The 19,086-nt window shown below is 69.7% G+C and carries 14 protein-coding genes and 4 pseudogenes; 11 read left to right on the top strand and 7 right to left on the bottom strand.

Going from position 1 to position 19,086, the window contains the following annotated elements; all coding sequences use genetic code 11:
- Positions 1-85 precede the first annotated feature (85 nt).
- From ACH4U7_RS21105 to metK, 6 genes are all read left to right on the top strand, one after another.
- On the top strand, positions 86-343 hold the full coding sequence (locus ACH4U7_RS21105; RefSeq protein ID WP_089512909.1) for an acyl carrier protein: 258 nt from the start codon (positions 86-88) through the stop codon (positions 341-343).
- Entirely contained in the window at positions 340-1,563 is a 1,224-nt protein-coding gene (locus tag ACH4U7_RS21110; protein WP_385611403.1) for a beta-ketoacyl-[acyl-carrier-protein] synthase family protein, read from the top strand. Before ACH4U7_RS21105 ends, ACH4U7_RS21110 begins: the two co-directional genes overlap by 4 nt.
- A complete protein-coding gene (locus tag ACH4U7_RS21115; RefSeq protein WP_398529378.1) occupies positions 1,560-2,714 on the top strand; it encodes a beta-ketoacyl synthase N-terminal-like domain-containing protein in 1,155 nt (384 codons plus the stop codon). The genes ACH4U7_RS21110 and ACH4U7_RS21115 overlap by 4 nt, the downstream gene beginning before the upstream one ends.
- Positions 2,711-3,574, top strand: coding sequence for a 3-oxoacyl-ACP reductase FabG (gene fabG / locus ACH4U7_RS21120; RefSeq protein ID WP_398529379.1), 864 nt, complete (start codon positions 2,711-2,713; stop codon positions 3,572-3,574). The genes ACH4U7_RS21115 and fabG overlap by 4 nt, the downstream gene beginning before the upstream one ends.
- A gap of 118 nt (positions 3,575-3,692) precedes the next feature.
- Positions 3,693-4,832: a class I SAM-dependent methyltransferase gene (locus tag ACH4U7_RS21125; protein ID WP_398529380.1), complete on the top strand. Its 1,140-nt coding sequence runs from the start codon at positions 3,693-3,695 to the stop codon at positions 4,830-4,832.
- Between the two features lie 134 nt (positions 4,833-4,966).
- Entirely contained in the window at positions 4,967-6,202 is a 1,236-nt protein-coding gene (gene metK, locus ACH4U7_RS21130; protein ID WP_398529381.1) for a methionine adenosyltransferase, read from the top strand.
- A gap of 102 nt (positions 6,203-6,304) precedes the next feature.
- On the opposite strand, the gene ACH4U7_RS21135 is transcribed toward metK, so the two are convergent.
- The 7 genes from ACH4U7_RS21135 to ACH4U7_RS21165 form a co-directional block, all read right to left on the bottom strand.
- Positions 6,305-7,270, bottom strand: coding sequence for a helix-turn-helix transcriptional regulator (locus ACH4U7_RS21135; protein WP_398529382.1), 966 nt, complete (start codon positions 7,268-7,270; stop codon positions 6,305-6,307).
- 557 nt (positions 7,271-7,827) lie between these two features.
- Positions 7,828-9,840 (bottom strand): beta-galactosidase, encoded by a 2,013-nt coding sequence (locus ACH4U7_RS21140; protein ID WP_398529383.1) that lies wholly within the window; start codon positions 9,838-9,840, stop codon positions 7,828-7,830.
- On the bottom strand, positions 9,837-10,691 hold the full coding sequence (locus tag ACH4U7_RS21145; protein WP_398529384.1) for a carbohydrate ABC transporter permease: 855 nt from the start codon (positions 10,689-10,691) through the stop codon (positions 9,837-9,839). The genes ACH4U7_RS21140 and ACH4U7_RS21145 overlap by 4 nt, the downstream gene beginning before the upstream one ends.
- On the bottom strand, positions 10,688-11,539 hold the full coding sequence (locus tag ACH4U7_RS21150; protein WP_398529385.1) for a carbohydrate ABC transporter permease: 852 nt from the start codon (positions 11,537-11,539) through the stop codon (positions 10,688-10,690). The genes ACH4U7_RS21145 and ACH4U7_RS21150 overlap by 4 nt, the downstream gene beginning before the upstream one ends.
- A 160-nt stretch (positions 11,540-11,699) precedes the next feature.
- Complete coding sequence (locus tag ACH4U7_RS21155; RefSeq protein ID WP_398529386.1) at positions 11,700-13,007, bottom strand: ABC transporter substrate-binding protein; 1,308 nt, start codon at positions 13,005-13,007, stop codon at positions 11,700-11,702.
- Positions 13,008-13,119: 112 nt separating this feature from the next.
- On the bottom strand, positions 13,120-14,280 hold the full coding sequence (locus ACH4U7_RS21160; RefSeq protein ID WP_398529387.1) for an ROK family protein: 1,161 nt from the start codon (positions 14,278-14,280) through the stop codon (positions 13,120-13,122).
- A 60-nt stretch (positions 14,281-14,340) separates the two neighbouring features.
- A complete protein-coding gene (locus ACH4U7_RS21165; protein WP_398529388.1) occupies positions 14,341-15,849 on the bottom strand; it encodes an alpha-L-fucosidase in 1,509 nt (502 codons plus the stop codon).
- 214 nt (positions 15,850-16,063) lie between these two features.
- Here ACH4U7_RS21165 and ACH4U7_RS21170 point away from each other — a divergent pair.
- The 5 genes and pseudogenes from ACH4U7_RS21170 to ACH4U7_RS21190 all read left to right on the top strand — a co-directional run.
- Positions 16,064-16,303 (top strand): annotated as a pseudogene (locus ACH4U7_RS21170) (transposase); the annotation flags it as partial.
- 39 nt (positions 16,304-16,342) lie between these two features.
- Positions 16,343-16,432 (top strand): annotated as a pseudogene (locus ACH4U7_RS21175) (hypothetical protein); the annotation flags it as partial.
- 166 nt (positions 16,433-16,598) lie between these two features.
- Positions 16,599-16,721 (top strand): annotated as a pseudogene (locus ACH4U7_RS21180) (group II intron maturase-specific domain-containing protein); the annotation flags it as partial.
- Positions 16,722-16,934: 213 nt separating this feature from the next.
- On the top strand, positions 16,935-18,077 hold the full coding sequence (locus ACH4U7_RS21185; protein ID WP_398529430.1) for an epoxide hydrolase family protein: 1,143 nt from the start codon (positions 16,935-16,937) through the stop codon (positions 18,075-18,077).
- Between the two features lie 234 nt (positions 18,078-18,311).
- A pseudogene (locus ACH4U7_RS21190) lies at positions 18,312-18,959 on the top strand (type II CAAX prenyl endopeptidase Rce1 family protein); the annotation flags it as partial.
- Between the last annotated feature and the right edge of the window lie 127 nt (positions 18,960-19,086).

Raw genomic sequence — 19,086 nt, forward strand, 5'->3', positions numbered from 1 at the left:
CGGTCCCAACCGGGCCGGTCCGCCCGAGGGCACCACCCAACCCCCCACCTCATCGCACATCAATTTCCCGACGGAGGAATTCGCAATGAGCGCCATCACCATCGACGCCACCGCCGAGGCCAAGGTCCGTGACATCCTCGCCAACTCCCTCGACCTGGACGGCGAGGAGCTGACCCGCACCGGGCTCTTCGTGGACGAGTACGGTGCCGACTCGCTGTGCGCGATCGAGATGCTGTCCGCCCTCGAGGTGGCCTTCGGCGTCACCATCGAGCAGGACGAGCTGGAGAACATGGTCCACTTCGAGGCCGTCCTCGAGGTGCTCTCCCGGGCCGAATCGCGATGACCGCCCAGCGAGTGGTGCTGACCGGACTCGGCGTCCTGTCCAGCATCGGCAATGGCGTCACCGAGTTCACCAGGGGGCTGCGCGAAGGCCGGTGCGGCGCCGGGGAGATCACTCTCTTCGACGCCACCGGCTTCCGCCGCCAACTGGCCCACGAGGTCAAGGACTTCGAACCGGCCGAGTGGATCCGCCACACCCCGCTCGAAGAGCTCGGCCGGGCCAGCCAGTTCTCCGTGGCCGCCACCCGGCTGGCCGTCCAGGACGCCGGGCTCGACCTGGAGGAACTGCGCGGTCGGCGCGGCCTGGTCACCATCGGCACCACCGACGGCGAGGCCAGGGAGCTCGACCAGCTCGTCGAGTCCGAGCTGACCGTGGGCATGGCCGGTCTGGACCCGACCGCGGTACGGCGGCTGCCGGCCCACCGGCTGGCGCTGGCCGTCGTCCGTGAACTGCGGCTCCCGCAGGCGGTGCCCTCCGTACTCGGCACCGCCTGCGCGGCGGGCAACTACGCCATCGGCGACGGCTTCGACGCCGTACGGTTCGGCGAGGCCGACTACGCGCTGGTCGGCGGGTCGGACGCGCTGGCCCGCCGCACCTTCGCCGGGTTCTCCCGGCTCGGCCTGGTCGCCTCCGACCGGTGCCGGCCGTTCGACGCCGAGCGGGAGGGGCTGCTGACCGCCGAGGGCGCCGGCGTCCTGCTGCTGGAGACCCTGGAGTCGGCGCGGGCGCGCGGCGCCCGGATCTACGCCGAGCTGCTGGGCTACGGCCTCAACTGCGACGCCCACCACCCGACCGCGCCCGACCAGGAGAGCGTCGCCCGCTGCATGGGCCTGGCGCTCGCCGACGCCGGGATCAAACCGGAAGAGGTCGATCTGGTGTCCGCGCACGGCACGGGCACCAAGACCAACGACATCACCGAGACGCGCGCGATCCGCGAGCTGTTCGGCGACCGGCCGCCGCGCACCGTGGCCCTGAAGTCCATGCTCGGCCACTCCATGGGCGCGGCCAGCGCCCTGGGCGCCGCGGCCTCGGCCGTCGCCCTGGCCCACGGCTTCATCCCGCCCACCGTCAACCACCGCTCCACCGATCCCGAGTGCGGCATCGACTGCGTGCCCAACCACGCCGTCTCGGCACCGCTGCGGATCGTGGTCAACAACGGCCTGGCCTTCGGCGGCAACAACGCCTCCGTCGTCCTCGGCCGCTATGAGGAGGACCAGCGATGACCCCCGTACCCACCGAGGAGGTCACCACCGAGACCCGGCCGCCCGCCCGTACCGACCGCGCCGTCATCACCGCCTGGTCGGCCGTCTCTCCGTACGGCATGGGCCGTACGGCGTACGCGGAGGGGATCACCGGGCGCCGCCCCACCGAGTCCGTACCGGACCCGGCGGCCTGGCAGACGCCGGACGCCGCCGCCTGCCTGGTGCCCGGTTTCGACATCCGCCAGATCCTCGGCCGGGCGGGCACCCGCACCATGGACCGGGCCATGGGGCTCGCGGTCACCGCCGTACGCGAGCTGTTCGAGGAGGCCGAGGCCGACGAGCGCCCGGTGACCCGCGGGACCGGGACCGCGCTCGTCCTCGGCACCACCCTGGGCAGCGCGGCCAGCCAGCAGAACTTCAGCCGGGCCTCGTATCTCGGGGAGAAGCCGTACGACGTACCGGCCCAGCTGATGCCCAACACCCTGATGAACAGCCCGGCCGGGGCCAGCGCCATCCGCTTCGGCCTCAAGGGCCCCAACACCACCGTGGCCGGCGGCCGTCCGACCGCGCTGCTCGCCCTCGCCTACGCCCGCCGGCTGCTGGCCGCGGGCCGGGCCGAGCGGGCGCTGGTGGGGGCGGTGGAGGAGTACTCCGGGGCCCGTTCCTGGCTGGAGCGCCACAGCCGTGGCGCGGACGAGGAGCAGACCGCGCCGCTAGGGGAGGGCTGCGCGGTGCTGCTGATCGAACCCGCCGACACCCTCCCCGAGGACCGCCCGGCGCTCGCCGAACTCCTGGCGATCGACGTACGGGTGGACGTCCGCGGCGATCTGCCCGGCACCCTGCGGGAGAGCGTGCGCCACGCCCTCGCCGAGTCCGGGATCGCCCCGGCCGAGGTATGGGTGGCGTCCGGGGGCGGGCTGAGCGGAGACGCGGGCGACCACGAACAGGCCCTGCTGACGGAGCTGTTCGGGCGCGAGGCCGCGACCCGGGGGATGTGCCACGAGCTCATCGGCGACACCGCCTCGGCCCAGGCCGCGTTCCAGCTCGCCGCGGTCCTCGTCACGGCCGGGGCCGACCCGGCCTCGACGGGTCGGGCCGCCGTGATCACCTCGGTGGACCGCGAGGGCCTGGTGGCCTGCGGGGTGCTGCGGCTGCTGGGCGGTGCCCGATGAGCGGCGCGACCCCGACGTCCGGTGCGGGACAGCCACCCGGTACGGCCCCGGCGGACCCCGTTGCCGCCAAGGCCGCTCGGGCCGCCGAGGCCGCGGGGGTCGCCGTAGCCGCCGAGGCCCCCGTGCCCCCGCCGGTCGCGCTGGTCAGCGGCGGTTCCCGGGGCATCGGCCGGGCGGCCGCGCTGCGGCTGGCCCAGGACGGCTACGCGATCAGCTTCTGCTACCGCTCGGACGAGGAGGCGGCCCGGCAGCTCGGCAAGGAACTGGCCGAGCTGGGGGTCGGCTCCCTCGCCCAGCGCCTGGACATCAGCGACGGCGAGGCCGTACGCGAATGGGTCGCGCGCACCGAGCGCGAACTGGGCCCCGTCGGCGTCGCCGTGGCCAGCGCGGGCATCACCCGCGACAAGCCGATGCTGATGATGTCCGACCAGGACTGGCGGGCGGTCGTGTCCACCAACCTGGACGGGGCGGCCCACGTCTGCCGGGCCGTGCTGTTCCCGATGGTCAAGCGCAAGGCAGGCTCGATCATCACCCTCTCGTCGGTGTCCGGGGTCTACGGCAACCCGGGCCAGGGCAACTACTCGGCCTCCAAGGCCGGGATGGTCGCCATGACCCGGGCGCTGGCCAAGGAAGTTGGCCGCTACGGCATCCGCGCCAACGCCTTGGCCCCCGGAATGATCGACACCGACATGACCGGCGCCCTCAGCGGAAGCCAGCGCGACCGTGCCGTGGCGGCCATCCCGCTGGGCCGGTTCGGCACCGCTGAGGAGGTCGCGGAGGCCGTGTCCTTCCTGGCCTCCGACAAGTCCGCGTACATCACAGGATCCGTGCTGCAGATCGACGGCGGGATCGTCCTGTGACGCCCCCTGTGACGCCCTCTGTGACACCCCCGCCCACGCTCCACCGCACCGCCGCCGACTTCGGCGCTGCCGCCCCCCACAGCCATGTCCCCACTCGACACTCCAAGGAGCCGGCCTCATGACCGTTCCCGCCACCACCGCCACCACCGCCACCACTGCCACCACCGCCTCCGCCAACCTCACCCCGCTCGTCGACACCACCGCCTTCCCGGAGGCCGTGGACGGCGAGGTCCGGGCCGCCCACCGGCTGTACGAGCACCTGATCGGCATGTGGGCTCCAGGCGTCATCGAGGCCGCCCAGGACCTCGGCGCCTTCGCCGCCCTCACCGTCGGCCCGGCCACCGCCGCACAGCTCGCCGAGGTGCTGGACACCGATCTGCGGGCCACCCGGGTCCTGCTGGACGGCCTGTACGCGTACGACGTCGTCGAGCGCAGCAGAGGGGAGGACGGCCAGGCCGTCTACACCCTCCCGGCCGAGCTGCACGGCGTGTTCGCCCCCGACGGGCTCTTCAGCCTCGCCGGGAAGATCGGCCACGACCGCAATGTGGCCTGGAACGCGTGGCGCCGGCTCGCCGAGAACGTCCGCTCCGGCGCCCGCACCGCCGAGGGCGCGCAGCAGCTCAACCAGATATCGGAGGAGGACTACACCTCGCTGGTCCGCGGCATCAACTTCTGGGCGCCGCCGATCACCCGCTCGCTGGCCGGCGCGCTGCGCGAACTCGGCTGGACCACCGGCCGCTCCGCGACCCTCCTGGACGTCGGCTGCGGCACCGGCATCTACAGCCACCTGCTCCTGCGCGAGTTCCCCGAGCTGACCGCCCGCGGCCTGGACGCCGAGCGGATCATCCCGATCGCCACCCGGCAGGCCACGCAGCTGGGGGTCGCCGAGCGGTTCCAGGGCGAGACCGTGGACTTCTGGAGCGAGGACTGGGGCAGCGGCACCGACCTGGCGCTGTTCGTCAACATCTTCCACCTTCAGACCCCCGAGTCGGCCCGCGAGCTGCTGCTGAAGGCGGTCAAGGGGCTCACCGAGGACGGGGTGATCGCGATCGCCGACCACATCGTCGACGAGGACGGCGGCGAGGGCTCGGTCCAGAACAAGTTCTTCCGGCTGTTCGCCGCGTCGATGCTGGCCACCGGCGGCGGCGACGCCTTCACCGTCCACGACTACGACCAGTGGCTCGCCGATGCGGGGCTGCGCCGGATCGGTCTGCTCGACACCCCGATGCACCGGGTGCTGCTCGCCCGCCGTTCCTGATCACCCGTTGTTCCTGATCACCCCCGGCCATCCCCGTGTCAGCCACCCCCTGTTGAGGCCACCTCCCCAGCTCCCCGGCGTGACCCCGCGCGCCGGGGAGCACCTCTCTCATCCCATACAAGGGAGTACGCACCATGTCCGTACGCCTCTTCACCTCCGAATCGGTGACCGAAGGCCACCCCGACAAGATTGCCGACCAGATCAGCGACAGCATCGTGGACGCCCTGCTCGAGAAGGACCCGCGCGCCCGGGTGGCGGTGGAGACGCTGCTCACCACGGGCCAGGTGCATATCGCGGGCGAGATCTCGACCACCGCCGGGGACGTGGACATCGTGTCCCTGGTCCGGCAACGCATCCTGGACATCGGCTACGACCGCTCCACCAAGGGCTTCGACGGCGCCACCTGCGGTGTCTCGGTCTCCCTCGGCGCCCAGTCGCCGGACATCGCGCAGGGGGTCGACACGGCGTACGAGATCCGCGAGACCTCAGACGCGACGGGCCCGGCGAGCTCGGGCCCGGTGGTCGATGAACTCGACCGCCAGGGCGCGGGCGACCAGGGCCTGATGTTCGGCTACGCATGTGACGAGACACCCGAGCTGATGCCCCTCCCGATCATGCTGGCCCACCGGCTGGCCCGCCGCCTGACGGCCGTACGCAAGAACGGCACCGTGCCGTATCTGCGCCCCGACGGCAAGACACAGGTGACCGTCGAGTACCGGGGCAGCAAGCCGATTCGGCTCGACACCGTGGTGGTCTCCAGCCAGCACGCCGCCGATGTGGACCTCGCCGGGCTACTCGCCCCCGACATCCGCGCCCACGTCGTCGAGCCGGAGTTGGAAGCCCTGCGCGCCGACGGCATCCGGCTGGCCACCGACGACGTAAGGCTGCTGGTCAACCCCACCGGCCGGTTCGAGATCGGCGGCCCCATGGGCGACGCCGGGCTGACCGGCCGCAAGATCATCGTGGATACGTACGGGGGCGTGGCCCGGCACGGCGGCGGCGCGTTCTCCGGCAAGGATCCGTCCAAGGTCGACCGCAGCGCCGCGTACGCCATGCGCTGGGTCGCCAAGAACGTGGTGGCCGCGGGGCTCGCGGACCGCTGCGAGGTGCAGGTCGCGTACGCCATCGGCAAGGCCGAGCCGGTCAGCCTGTTCGTCGAGACCTTCGGCACCGCCCGGGTGGCCGTGCGGCGGGTCACCGACGCCATCAGCGAGGTGTTCGACCTCAGGCCCGCGGCCATCATCCGCGACCTGGACCTGCTGCGCCCCGGCTACGCCAGGACCGCCGCGTACGGCCACTTCGGGCGCCCCGAGTTCACCTGGGAGCGCACCGACCGGGCGGCGAAGCTGCGGGCGGCCGCCGGTCTGTGAGCCCGGTGCCGCCCGGCCCGGAGTTTGCGGTGCGTACGGGACAGCGGCACGCCGTGGCGTCGGCGTGGCGCTGTCCCAAAGCCATCGCAAGCCACCACAACGTCACGGTCGTGGGGCGGCGGCCCGGAGGGCGCGGTCCCCGATCACGCGCAGATGGGCCAGCAGCTCCGGGGGCTCATGCACCTGGAACTCACAGCCCAGCATGAGCAGCCGGGACGCCAGCCACTCCAGCGTATCGGCGCGTCCGTGCAGCTCACAGCTGTTCTCGTCGATCGGCCGCAGCTCGCCGGGCGCGGCGCCCAGCCGCTGTGCCGCCTGGGCGGCCGGAAGACAGAGCGTGGCCCGCACCTCGTAGGTGGGCGCGAGGGAATACATCCTGCGGGTGACGAAGGCGGCCGCGTCCTTCTCGGGCAGCTCGCGGGGCGGGACGCGTACGCCGGTGGGCTGGAGGCGGGCCATCCGGTCCACGCGGAAGATCCGCCAGTCGTCGCGTTCGGTGTCGTACGCCAGCAGATACCAGCGGCGCCCCGCCAGCACCAGCCGGTGCGGCTCGACCAACCGCCGGGTCCGGTTGCCGTCCCCCGCCTGGTAGGCGAACCGCAGCCGTTCATGGCCGGCCACGGCCGCGGCGGCCATCGCGAGCTCATGCGGGTCGACGGGCGTGGCGCTCTCGGTGAACAGAGACTCCGTCGCGGCCCGGAAGGCCCCGACCCGGTGCCGCAGCCGGGACGGCAACACCTGCTCCAGCTTGGCCAGCGCACGCAGGGACGCCTGCTCGATACCGCTCACCGGCTTGCCGACCGCCGTACTGAGCGCGACCGCGATGGCCACCGCCTCCTCGTCGTCCAGCAGCAGGGGCGGCATGGCCTTGCCCGCGGCGAGCCGGTATCCCCCGGCGGCCCCCATGCTCGCCTCGACCGGATATCCCAGCTCGCGCAGCCGGTCGACATCCCGCCGGACCGTACGAGGGCTGACGCCCAGACGATCGGCGAGCTCGCTGCCGGGCCATTCGCGCGGGGTCTGCAACAGGGACAACAGGGTCAGCAGCCGGGCCGATGGGGTGCTCATGGCGTCCATGGTGTCGGACCGTCCAGGCCAGGATCCGACCTGGACGGCTCCGACGGTCGCCGCGACGACCGCGGGTCCCGGTATCCAGCCTGTGGCAGATACACCTCAGCGACACGCCGTGGCTTCGGCGTGCGGCCGGACCAAGCCCACCGCGAACGCACCGATATCGTGTCGGGTCTGCCACAGTCGATCCCAAGCTGGGTGATCTTCCGGCCGCGCCCCACGAGTTCGGGGCGATGTACCTGGAGATCACGGTCCGACCGACGATCCACCGAAGACGCGTCAGAGGGACACTTTGCAGTACATCTGCTCATTGTTCGCGCGAGCTTCTCTCGCAATCCGTGTCAGCAGCTCGGCTATGCCCAGCAGGGCATCCGGCTGGACCCCGTACTTGCGTACCGCATCGGTGCGTTCCCACCGCCTGACGGCGTCGGGCAGCTCGTCACAGCGCACCGGCAACAGGGGGCCCGCGTAGAGAGGCCCGCGGTGCGGTCCGGGCACATGGCGGCCCCTTCTTGGGTGTTCGTGACACGTCGTGTACATACGCGGAACCAAGCTCAGCTCACGGCATCTGACCTCACAACCCGCACCTGGCCGGCCGGTATGCACAACTCCCCGCTGACCGGTAGGTCTGTGAGCATCTCCCGGCCCTGCGCCGTGATGACCGCGTCGTTGTCGACGTGGTTGACGAAGAAGGTGAAGACCTCCTCGTCGTTGCGGCGCACGAGCACTTCCACCCCGCTCGGCACGTTCGCCACGCCGGTGGGGGGCACAAACGAACGTGCCAATGCGAGGAGCGCATCGCTGTCGAGTCCGGCCGAGACGTAGACCGCACGGCCCCCGGCCCCCAGTGAGCGCGAGGTGATCGCTGGACGACCGCTGAGGTGACCTCCCGCATACCGAGCGATCACCTCGGCGTCGTGCACGTGGACGAGTTCGGTCCACTCCGTGCCGGACCACCCGTTGTCGAGGGTGAGCGTCTCGCCGTCCTGCAGCGGCCGGAACTCCTCGCACCACGCGCCCAGGAGTTCACGGAACGCGCCGGGATACCCGCCAAGCCTCACCTGATCGTGCTCGTCCACGATCCCCGAGAGGAAGCTCACCACGACCGTTCCGCCCGCCTCGGCGAAAGCGCTCACGCGCGCCGCCGTGTCGTCGTCGGTCAGGAAGAGCCCCGGCACCACAAGTACCTCGTACCCGGTGAAGTCGGACCAGGGCGGGAGCACCTCGATGCTCTCGTTCAGCCGCCAGAACGCGTGATGCCAGTCGCGGACGATGCGACCATAGTTGAGGTGGTTGTTCGGCTTGACACCCTTCATCATCGCCCAGCCGGCCTCGTCGTCGAAGAGGATGCCGACACGGGCCTGGGGAGTGCGTGAACCCATGACCGGGGCGAGACGCTGCAGGTAGCGGCCCAGCTTGCAGACGTCGCGATAGACCTCGGTGTCCTCGCCCGCGTGGGGAACCATCGCCGAGTGGAACTGCTCCGCACCGGCCCGGGAGGCGCGCCATTGGAAGAACAGGACGCCGTCGGAGCCGTGACCCACGTGGCTCAGGCTGTTGCGGATCAGCTCTCCTGGCGTCTTGGCACGGTTGCGCGGCTGCCAGCTCACGGCGCTGGTCGAGTGCTCCATGAGCATCCACGGACGGCGCTGCGTCGTCATCGCTCGCATGCGATCTCCGGAGAAGGCGACGTCCTGCTCGGGGAGCGGGTCGGATGAGCGCGTGTAGTGGTCGTTGGCGACGATGTCCATGTGCCGTGCCCAACGGGGGTAGTCCACGACATCGGGCTCGGCGCCTACCATGAAGTTCGTCGTGACGGGGAGCTCGGGCGTGATGCTCTTGAGTACCTCACGCTCGGCAAGGTAATGCGCCAGGAGCTCGTCCGAGGAGAAGCGGTCGAAGTCGAGGACGAGGGAGGGATTCTTCGCGTCATCACCGCGCGGCGGGATGATGTGTGCGAAGTCGCGGTAGGTGTGGCCCCAGAAGGCGGTTCCCCACGCCTGGTTCAGAGCTTCGAGAGTCCCGTACTTGCGTTGCAGCCATCCGCGAAACGCCGCTGCCGAAGTGTCGCAGTAGCAACGGCCGTTGCCACCGCCCAACTCGTTGCTGACGTGCCACATCACGACGTGATCTCGATGGCCGTAGCGATCGGCGAGTGCGCGGACGACGCGTAGCGCGTATGCACGGAAGACCGGACTGCTCGGACACCAGCCGAGCCGGGCACCGGGCCAGTGCGGTTGCATATCGCGTTCGACGGGGTAGATCTCGGGGTGTGCCGCCAGCAGCCAGTCCGGGGGCGCGGCCGTCGGTGTGGCGAGATCGATGGCGATGCCGTTGTCCGCCAGGAGGTCGACGATCTCGTCCATCCAGTCCCAGTCGAACTCTCCGTCCGCGACTTCGATGAGGCCCCAGGAGAAGATGCCGAGCGAGACGATGTTGACGCCGGCCTGCGTCATCAGATGAACGTCCTTCTTCCACACCTCCTTGTCCCACTGCTCGGGGTTGTAGTCGGCTCCGTAGCTCAGCCCGCGCGTGGGCCAGGCGTTGTCGATGTGGGACCAGGTCATCCCTTGACTCCTCCGGCGATGAGGTCGAGGCGCCAGAACCGTTGCAGGAACAGCACCAGGACGATGAGGGGAACGATCGCGAGCGCGGCGCCGGTGATGGCGAGCGTGTAGAGGGACGGCGAACCGGAGCCGCGCTCGAGCAGGGAGTTCAACCCGACCGTGAGCGGGAAGGTCCGGGTGTCGGAGAGCATGATGTACGGCAGCAGGAAGTTGTTCCAGATGCCCACGAACTGCAGCAGGAACACCGTCACCATCCCCGGTCCCATGAGGGGGAACACGACACTGCGGAAGATTCGCCACTCGCCGGCGCCGTCGATCCGCGCGGCTTCGAGGATCTGCGTCGGGATGGCGCTCGCGGCGTACACCCGGCACAGATAGATACCAAACGGGCTGAGAACGCTCGGGAGCAGCACTGACCACTGGGTGCCGGCCAGTTGCAGATCGGACAGCAGCAGGTACTGCGGTACCGCGAGGGTGATGCCGGGGATGAGCAGCCCCACGAGGATCGCGACGAAGAAGATCCGGCCACCTCGGAACTCGAACTTCGCCAGGGCGTAGCCAGCGGAGGCCGACACGAGCGTGGACAGGGCGCCGCCCACGCCCGCGTACAGGAGCGAGTTCAACGCCCACAATCCGTAGGCGCCGCCGTCGTGAGAGAAGAGGTCGCCGAGATTGTCGAGCAGACCGGTTCCGGGTGCGAGGGTGAAGGAGTTGAACAGCTCGTTCGGGGCTTTGCTGGCAGCGACGAACACCCAGGCCACGGGGAGGAGGCTGTAGATCGCACCCGCCAGCATGATGAGCGTGGGGACGATCTTGGTCCGTTGGCGCGACACGTCGTTGATCGTGCTCATCGCATCCCCCGTCGCGTCGAGATGCGGACCAGCGCGAGGGCGCCGACCGACACCACCGCGGTACCCAGGGCGAGGATGATCGACGCCGCCGCCGCGTCATGGAGATTGTCGAGGACAAACGCGTCCTGGTAGATCGACATGAGCGGAGCCCACGTGTTGGAGATGGCGTTCGTCAGGGGCTTGAGCATCAGCGGCTCGCCGTAGAGCTGGAGAGATCCCAGCAGCGCGAAGATCGAGGTCAGGATCAGCGCGGGCCTGACCAGCGGCACTTTGACCCGGAGGGCGATCTGGATCTCGCTGGCCCCGTCCAGGCGGGCCGCCTCGATCAGCTCGTGGGGGATACCGCGCAACGCCGTGTAGATGACGAGCATGTTGAACCCGGTCGCACCCCAGATGGAGATGTTGGCGAGCGAGCCATAGATCCCGCTCGTATCGAGGAAGGGGATGTCCCCCCAGCCGAGGGATCGGGTGACGTACGAGAACGGGCTCGTCCCCGCCAGGTACATGAACCCCCACATCAGCGCGGACACCACGCCCGGTACGGCGTAGGGGATGAAGATCGCCATGCGCCCGAAACGCCGCAGCTTCACCCCCGGCGTGTCCAGCAACAGAGCGAACAGCAGCGCGAGCCCGAGGGTCAACGGCACGGCGATGACCCCGTAGACCGCCAGACGCTGGAGTCCATCGATCAGATGGCCGTCTTCGAGGACCGAGACGTAGTTGTCGAACCAGACGAACACCGTGGACCGGGTACCGAGGGGGCCACCGCCGGTCCGCCGCTCGGCGTAGAAGCTGGAACCGAGCGCGTACACCACGGGGATCACTGTGAAGACGGTGTACAACACCATCGCGGGTGCGCTGAACAGGTATGGCGCGATACTGCGGCGACGACGGCGACGCGTTTGCGGCGGAACGTCCACGGTTTCTGACCGGGCGGCCTTGTCGGCAACGACTCGGGTGGTCATATGGATAACCTCTCTGGCGCTTTGCGTATCTCTGCTCGCCGTTCTAGCCCTCGCTCACCTCGAACCCCTGCTTCTTCAGGTCGTCCACGACGGCTTTCTGAGTGGTGGTCAGGACCTGCTCCCATGACGTGCCGTTCCGAACGGCCGCGTTCATCGCGTCGGTGAACGCGGACTGGGCGACATCCGTGTTCGGGCCCCAGGTCACCGGGCGGGTGTGCTTGGAGATCTCAGCGACGGTCTTGTAGTAGTCGGTCTGCTGCGGCATGAGAGCCGGGGGCTTTTGCGACGTGGCGGCCTTCTGTCCTGACAGCGCCGCGGGATAGCCGTTCTGCACGTTGAGGATCATCTTCGCGCCCTTGTCGCCGGCGTTGAGCCACTTCGCGAACTCGGCAGCTTCCTTGGGGTGCTTGGACTTGGCGGTGACGATGACCGAGGAACCGCCCTGGAACGAGACCGTCGGGTCGTCCGCGTTCCACCGGGGCAAGGGCGCGAGAGCCCACTTCCCGGCGGTCTTCGGAGCCACACCGTAGATGACACCAGGGGCCCACACGGCGGAGGGCCAGGACAGCATGGTGCCGTCGTTCAGCTTCTGGTTGTAGGTCGGCGTCAGGATCGGATCGGCCGCGATCAGCTTGTCCTCGTACATCTTCTGGAAGAACCGCATCACCTTGCGGGACTTCGCACCGTCGATGTTGACGATCCACTTGTCCCCGTCGATCGACCACCAGTTGTCGCCGGCCTGCCCCGCCACGGCGGCGTACCAGCCCCATCCGTCGGTGCTGAGGGAAGCCATCGTCAGCTTCGGGTTCCGGGCCTTGATCTTGGCGGCCGCCTCGCGGTAGTCCTGCCAGGTCACGGGCGCGTCGATGCCGTACCGGTCGAAGATGTCCTTCCGGTAGAGCAGCGCCATGGGACCGACGTCCTGCGGCAGTGCGTACGTACGGCCACTGAAGGTCGTCTGGGCCCACGAGCCGCGTGAGTACTCGTTCCGTACGTCGGAGACGTAGTCGGTGATGTCCAACGGCGCGCCGGAGACGATCATGCGAGGCAGGGCCGTGTTCTCCACGAGCGCGAGATCGGGGGCGTTGCCCGCGCGGATCGCGGCCAGCAGCTTGGCGGACGACTGCACGCCACCGCCGGCGTCGGTGTGGATCACCTTGATGTTCGGATGCGTCCGGTTGAACTCCTTGACCTCCTTTGCGCTTCCGGGCGCCCATGCCCAGTACCGCAGGGTGACCTTCCCACCATCGGAGGTCGAGTCCTGTTCATCTGAGCAGCCGGAAACGAGCAGTGCGGTGACGGCTATGGCGGCCACCGCGGCCATGATCTTGCGGGACTTCGTGGTGCGCATGAGTCTCCTTCGACCCGGAGCGGGCTCCGCCGCTCACGGGCGATGAGCATCGTCCGCCCACCGAAGGTTTGTCAATAGAGGTGACAAACTCTCGTTCGGCCCGCCCGCGCGCTCACTGCTCGGCTCCGGCGAGCCGTCGGTAGAGGGCCAGGCCGGCCGCTGCGCGCGCCCAGTCGAGGAAGTCGAACACGGTGACCTCGATGACCGGCTGGTCCGGCACGGTGTACACCGCGCGCATCCCTTCCTCGAAGTCCTCGGTACGCGAGCGGAGGATCGGCGGGCTGTCGCCTGTCAGGATCACCTTGTCGGGGTCGAGCAGGTTCAGGATGTGTCCGGCCGCCGCGCCGAGCCCACGCGCGGCGCGGGCCAGCCGCTCGCGCGCCGTCTGCTCGCCCGCCTCGGCTCGATCGATGACCTCCCCGAGTGTCCGCGCGCCGGCGACACCGTTCACGATCGAGGTCGTGGAACTCTCCACCCACAGACAACCGCGATGGCCGCGGGGGCACCACGCGCCGTCGGACGCGACCGGGACGTGCGAGAACCTGCCCGCCCTGCGATGCGCGCCGAGGATGATCTTGCGGTCGGCCACCAGTCCGAAGCCGATTTCCCGCCCGAGCGAGATGAGCGCCATGCTGTCTTGCCCCTCGGCCAGGCGCGGCCACTGCTCGAACGCAGTGAGCGCCACGACGTCGTCTTCGGCCCACACCGGGATACCGAACTCCCTCTCCCACGCCGACCGGGCCGCCTCGGGAACCACGGCGTGGAGGCCCATGCCGTCCCCAGCCCCGTCGATCCGCTCCGTGGAGCCGCATACGGCCAGGCCGGCCACGCGCAACCCGCTCGACTTCGCCTCGTCCAGCCAGGTGCGACAGTGCGCACCGACGACCGACGTGCCGAGCTCGTCGACGTGCTGTCGGCGCTCCCAGACCACCTTGTTGGTCAGGTCTATCCCCGCTACGACGAGTTCGCCCGCGCGGATGTGCACGCCGAGGAAGTGGAAGAAGTCGGTCCTGGCGAGCAGTACGTCCGCGGGACGCCCCGTGCTGGCTCTCTGCTCCCTGCCGCCTTCGACAATGAGACCCGCGGCCTCGAGATCGCGTGCGATCGCTGTCATCCGGGTGCGGGACAGACCGAGCTTCTTCGCCACCTCGCTCTTGGAGAGTCCACCGTTCCACAGGATGCGGTTGTATGCCGCCTGCGTCGTCGGGTGCAGCTGCGGCCATCCAAGGTCGGCCCCAGAACGTGTGGCGGGGTCGTCAGGCGTACGTGTCATAAAGACATCCAACAGGACTTCTCGGTGTCCGCCCGCCACGGCACCGTCCGCGCACGGGGTTCACCCACCGGACCGCGCACCCTCGGCATCGATCACTGCGACCGTACGGATCGCCGGAAGCCCGCGGGATGCGTCGATCCTGACCTTGACCTCGTCGACGACGCGCGAGGGAAAGCGCAGGATGCGCTGGTAACCGACCGAGTCCGCCTCGGCCAGCACCTCTTCGCGCCCACCGGCCACCCCGATCACCACGACCCGTTCGACGCGCTGCCCCCGGGTGATGTCCTCGCGGATGACCACGGCTCCGATATCGGTGGAACCGGCCAGGACGAGTGAGACGGCCGGCACGGCATCGCCCGCCTCCGGGCGCCACACGCACGGCGCTGCCGCGTCCCCGGCCAGGCGCGCGAGTACCGACCAGTCGGCCACCGGCTCGCCCGCGTGTGTGCGCGGCGCCCCGGACGACAGCGCGACGTCCGCGTCCAGCACTCCGTTCCGGAACGCCCGGATGCGTTCGCCCAACCCCGTCAAGGCAGCAACGTCGGGCGCAGCCAGCAAGCCGCGGGGATCGGGCGCCACGTTGAGCAGCAGGCACGCATTCCCACCGACCGCGTCACACCACAGACCGAAGAGTTCGTCGGCGGAGCGAACGGAGCCGTCCTCGTGCTTGTGGTAGAACCACCCCGGCCGGATGGAGGTGTTCACCTCGGCGGGGTACCACACGAGATCGTCGAGTCGGCCGGCGAGGGCCGCGCGGCTGCCGAGATCCTCGTCGCCGCTCCGGACGAGCCGCGAAAAGGCTCCGTCGTCGACGTGCTGCGAGTGATCGGCAACGCGTTCGGCGTCGCGCAGCGCAGCGGGCACGACGCTCCATTCGTCCGGCCGGGTGTGTCCGGCCTCGTTGCCGCACCACCGGACGTCCGGCCCGCAGACCGAGATCACCGCGCCGGGTTGCAGACGCCGCACGACTGCGTAGTAGCGCTCCCAGTCGTACCGCTGGTGTGCGCCGTCGGGGCCCTCGCCGTTGGCGCCGTCGAACCACACCGAGAACACCTCGCCGTATCCGGACAGCAGCTCCTCCAGCTGACGCACGAAGAAGTCGTCGTATGCCTTCCCCGAGCCGTACGTGGCCTCTGTGCGATCCCACGGCGACAGATAGACACCGAACTTGAGACCGTATCGTCGCGCCGCATCGGCCACGAGCCGCACGAGATCGCCCTTCCCCTCCCGCCACCCGGAGGCTGCGACGGAATGCGCGGTCACCCGCGAGGGCCACAGGCAGAAGCCGTCATGATGCTTGGCGGTGAGGATGACGCCCGTCATCCCGGCCGCGGCGATCGTCGACACCCATTGATCGACGTCCAAGTCGGACGGGTCGAACAGGGCCGGATCCTCGCCGCCCAGCCCCCACTCGCGGTCGGTCATCGTGTTCATGCCGAAATGGATGAAGGCATAGAACTCCATCGACTGCCAGGCCACCTGTCGCGCACTGGGCCGGACCGCAGTCAGCGCCCCGATCTCGTCGACGCCCTCCAGGGCACCAGAAGTGGGCACGATGTCATGCGTCATTCAGTCGTCCTGTTCCGTGACGGACTCACGCCGTTTGTAACCTCAGTTGACAAACTCGTACTCTATCCTTCCGCCGGACGCCCGGTCTACAGGACGACGATGTGCGCTGAACCATCCCGGGCCGCAGAAGATCTCTCACAGTTATGTTCTTCGCGGTCCTGCAAGAGGGCCGCTGGCCTCCGGGCCCGGCATGACTGTTCCCCCCGTCGATCGGATGACCTCGATACCGGGGGTCGCGGTCAGGACCGCCGCCACCTTGCTGGTCACCGTCGGCGACGGCACCAGCTCCCCCACCGCCGCCCACCTGGCCTCCTATGCCGGCCTCGCCCCGGCAACCAGGTCGTCGGAGACCTCGATCCACGGCGAACACGCGCCCGGAGGCGGCAACCGGCAGCTCGAGCGCGCGATGTTCCTGTCCGCGTTCGCCGCACTGCACGATCCCGCCTCCCGTTCCGGCGTCTCCCCGCGAATCGTCCGCTACGCGGACGATCTCGTGGTTCTGGTCGACGGCGAACGCGACGACGTCGAGGCGCTGCGCGAGGACATCTCCGACGTGCTGCAACCGCTCGGTCTTCGTCTCTCCGAGGCGAAGACACAGGTGGTGCACATGTCGGAGGGGCTCGACTTCTTGGGGTTCCGCATCCAGTGGCGCCCGCAAGCGAGGAACGGACAAGTGGCACGGCTACACCTTCATCGCCGACCGACCCATCCGGCAGCTGAAGGACAAGATCCGCGCCCTGACGAACAGAATGTCGCAGCAGAACCCCGGGGACGTACTGATCAGGCGCAACCAGATCATGCGCGGCTGGGCCAACTACTTCAAGCACGCGGTCTGCAAAGCCCCCCTGAGCTCCCTGGCCAGCTTCACCTGGCACCGGGTGATCAGCTGGTGGATGGCGCTGCACCGCTGGAAGTGGAAGGACGTCCGCCGACGCCTCACCGACCGCAATGGGCGGTGGCAAAGGCCCTCGGCGGACGGGACTGAACTGTTCGACCTCCAGGCGGTGACGGCCACCCGCTACCGCTACCGCGGCGCCGGGCCATCTAGGCCAGGATCCGGCCTAGATGACTCCTACAGTCGCCCCATGAGCGATGAACCGCGCCCCATCCGCCCCTTCCGCATCGACATCCCCCAGTCCGATGTAGCCGACCTCCACGACCGCCTGGCCAACACCCGCTGGCCGAGCCGGCTCCCCGGCGAGGGCTGGAGGCGTGGCGTGCCCCTGGCCCACCTCAAGGAGCTGGCCGACTACTGGCAGGGAGGCTACGACTGGCGCCGGCACGAGGCGCGGCTGAATGAATTCCCCCAGTTCATGACCGAGATCGACGGACAGGACATCCACTTCCTGCACATACGCTCACCCGAACCCGACGCGCTGCCGCTGATCCTCAACCACGGCTGGCCGAACTCCTTCATCGAGTTCACCGACCTCATCGGCCGCCTCACCGACCCCCGCTCACACGGCGGCGACCCGTCCCAGGCCTTCCACGTCGTCGTCCCGTCCCCGCCCGGCTACGGCTTCTCCGCACCGCCCCGCGAAACCGGCTGGACCGTCGCCCGGGTGGCGGGGCTCTGGGTGCGCCTGATGCAGCGCCTCGGCTACGACCGCTACGGCGTCCAGGGCGGGGACCTCGGCGCGTACATCGCCCCCGAAGTGGCCAAGGCGGCACCGGAGCACGTGGTCGGCGTCTACATCATCGCCGGGCTCGGCTTCCCCACCGAAGCCGACCTCCCCGAGCTGACCGCCGACGAACGGGCGGTCTTCGAACAGCTCCAGCAGGCCGAGTGGATGAACGGCGTCCCCCACCACGCCCTGCTCCGCGCCGCCCCGCAGACCTTCGCCTACGGCTGGCACGACTCCCCCGTCGCCGCGCTGGCCTGGATGATCCAGAAGTTCAAGGAGTTCACCGTCGCCGACAAACTCCCCGAGGAGCTGATCGACCGCGACCTGATCCTCACCAACACAACCCTCTACTGGCTCACCGACACCTTCGGCTCCTCCTCCTGGCCCATGTACGACAGCACGGGCTTCGGCTGGCCGGAGGGCCAGAAGGCCGTGCCCACCGGCGTCTACAGCGGGGCCCCCGGCATCCGGCGGCTCGCCGAGCGCCACAACACCATCGTCCACTGGCCCACCGACAACCCGGGCGGCCACCACTTCGTGGCCATGGAGCGACCCGACGACGTGGCCGCCGATATGCGCGCCTTCTTCGCCAAGGTCCGCTGACCCGGAATACCGCCGACCCGGAACACCTCTCATCCGGAATACCTCGAAGGATGTACGCGCGTCTCATCAGCGGTCACGAGGTTCGCGGCCGAAACGGAACCGAGACTGGCAGCAGCACGGCGGACCGATCACCAGCTCAGCCAGGACGGGCACATGACGAGGCAGCACCCGGGCGGGCAACCCGCCACTTCCCGACCCAGCGCCCTGGTCAGGGCTCTCGCCGGCGGCCTGGTCATGGCCGCCGCGCTGGGCATCGGCACGGCGGCGGGCTCGGTCGCCGCGGAGAGGGTCGGCCTCACCGGGACGGCGGCCCGGCTGGTCCCGGCCGTTCTGGTCAGCGCGCTGGCCCTCGTCCCCGTAACTCTCGCGGTACGGAGGCGCGGCGCATCGCTCAAGGCCCTGGGCCTCGGCGGTGCCCGGGCCGGCCTGCGGGCGTTTGTCACCGGTGTAGGCGTGACGGCGGCGTCGGCGGTGCTCGTCCTCGGCGCCGGGACGGCCGGGGGCCTGCTGCGCTGGTCGCGCCCGGACCCGTTGCCCCTTGTCGGCTTCCTGATAACCAATGCGGTGATCGCGCTTCTGCTCGAAGCCCTGCCCGAAGAGACCACGCTGCGCGGCTACGCCTGGACCGCCCTGCGCGAACGGTTCGGCGGCACCGCCTCGGCACTCGGCACGACGGCCGTCTTCCTGCTCGTACCGGGTGCGTCGACCGTGGCGTACGCGGCCACCGCACACGTGACCGGCGCCGAGCCCGCCCCCATCGGCATCGTGCCACCGGGACAGGACGCGGCCTCCTACCTGATCCTGCTCCCCATCTTCGGGCTGACCCTCGTCGCGGCCCGGACGGCCGTCGGCCAGGCCCCGCTCTGGGCCGCCATCGGCACCCACCTGACCTTTCTCACCGTCAACCGCGTAGCGCTGGAGGGCGACCGGCGCGACGCGGGCTGGTCGGCGAGCCAGACGACCCCCGACGCGGTACTGCTCGTGCCCGGCTATCTGCTGGTCGCAGCGG

It is taken from the genome of Streptomyces sp. NPDC020845 (assembly GCF_044334165.1).
Taxonomy (GTDB): Bacteria; Actinomycetota; Actinomycetes; order Streptomycetales; family Streptomycetaceae; genus Streptomyces.

Coding starts and splice junctions, on each gene's coding strand:
- ACH4U7_RS21105 (WP_089512909.1), top strand. CDS start 86: ATGAGCGCCATCACCATCGACGCCACCGCCGAGGCCAAGGTCCGTGAC.
- ACH4U7_RS21110 (WP_385611403.1), top strand. CDS start 340: ATGACCGCCCAGCGAGTGGTGCTGACCGGACTCGGCGTCCTGTCCAGC.
- ACH4U7_RS21115 (WP_398529378.1), top strand. CDS start 1,560: ATGACCCCCGTACCCACCGAGGAGGTCACCACCGAGACCCGGCCGCCC.
- fabG (WP_398529379.1), top strand. CDS start 2,711: ATGAGCGGCGCGACCCCGACGTCCGGTGCGGGACAGCCACCCGGTACG.
- ACH4U7_RS21125 (WP_398529380.1), top strand. CDS start 3,693: ATGACCGTTCCCGCCACCACCGCCACCACCGCCACCACTGCCACCACC.
- metK (WP_398529381.1), top strand. CDS start 4,967: ATGTCCGTACGCCTCTTCACCTCCGAATCGGTGACCGAAGGCCACCCC.
- ACH4U7_RS21135 (WP_398529382.1), bottom strand. CDS start 7,270: ATGAGCACCCCATCGGCCCGGCTGCTGACCCTGTTGTCCCTGTTGCAG.
- ACH4U7_RS21140 (WP_398529383.1), bottom strand. CDS start 9,840: ATGACCTGGTCCCACATCGACAACGCCTGGCCCACGCGCGGGCTGAGC.
- ACH4U7_RS21145 (WP_398529384.1), bottom strand. CDS start 10,691: ATGAGCACGATCAACGACGTGTCGCGCCAACGGACCAAGATCGTCCCC.
- ACH4U7_RS21150 (WP_398529385.1), bottom strand. CDS start 11,539: ATGGTGTTGTACACCGTCTTCACAGTGATCCCCGTGGTGTACGCGCTC.
- ACH4U7_RS21155 (WP_398529386.1), bottom strand. CDS start 13,007: ATGCGCACCACGAAGTCCCGCAAGATCATGGCCGCGGTGGCCGCCATA.
- ACH4U7_RS21160 (WP_398529387.1), bottom strand. CDS start 14,280: ATGACACGTACGCCTGACGACCCCGCCACACGTTCTGGGGCCGACCTT.
- ACH4U7_RS21165 (WP_398529388.1), bottom strand. CDS start 15,849: ATGACGCATGACATCGTGCCCACTTCTGGTGCCCTGGAGGGCGTCGAC.
- ACH4U7_RS21185 (WP_398529430.1), top strand. CDS start 16,935: ATGAGCGATGAACCGCGCCCCATCCGCCCCTTCCGCATCGACATCCCC.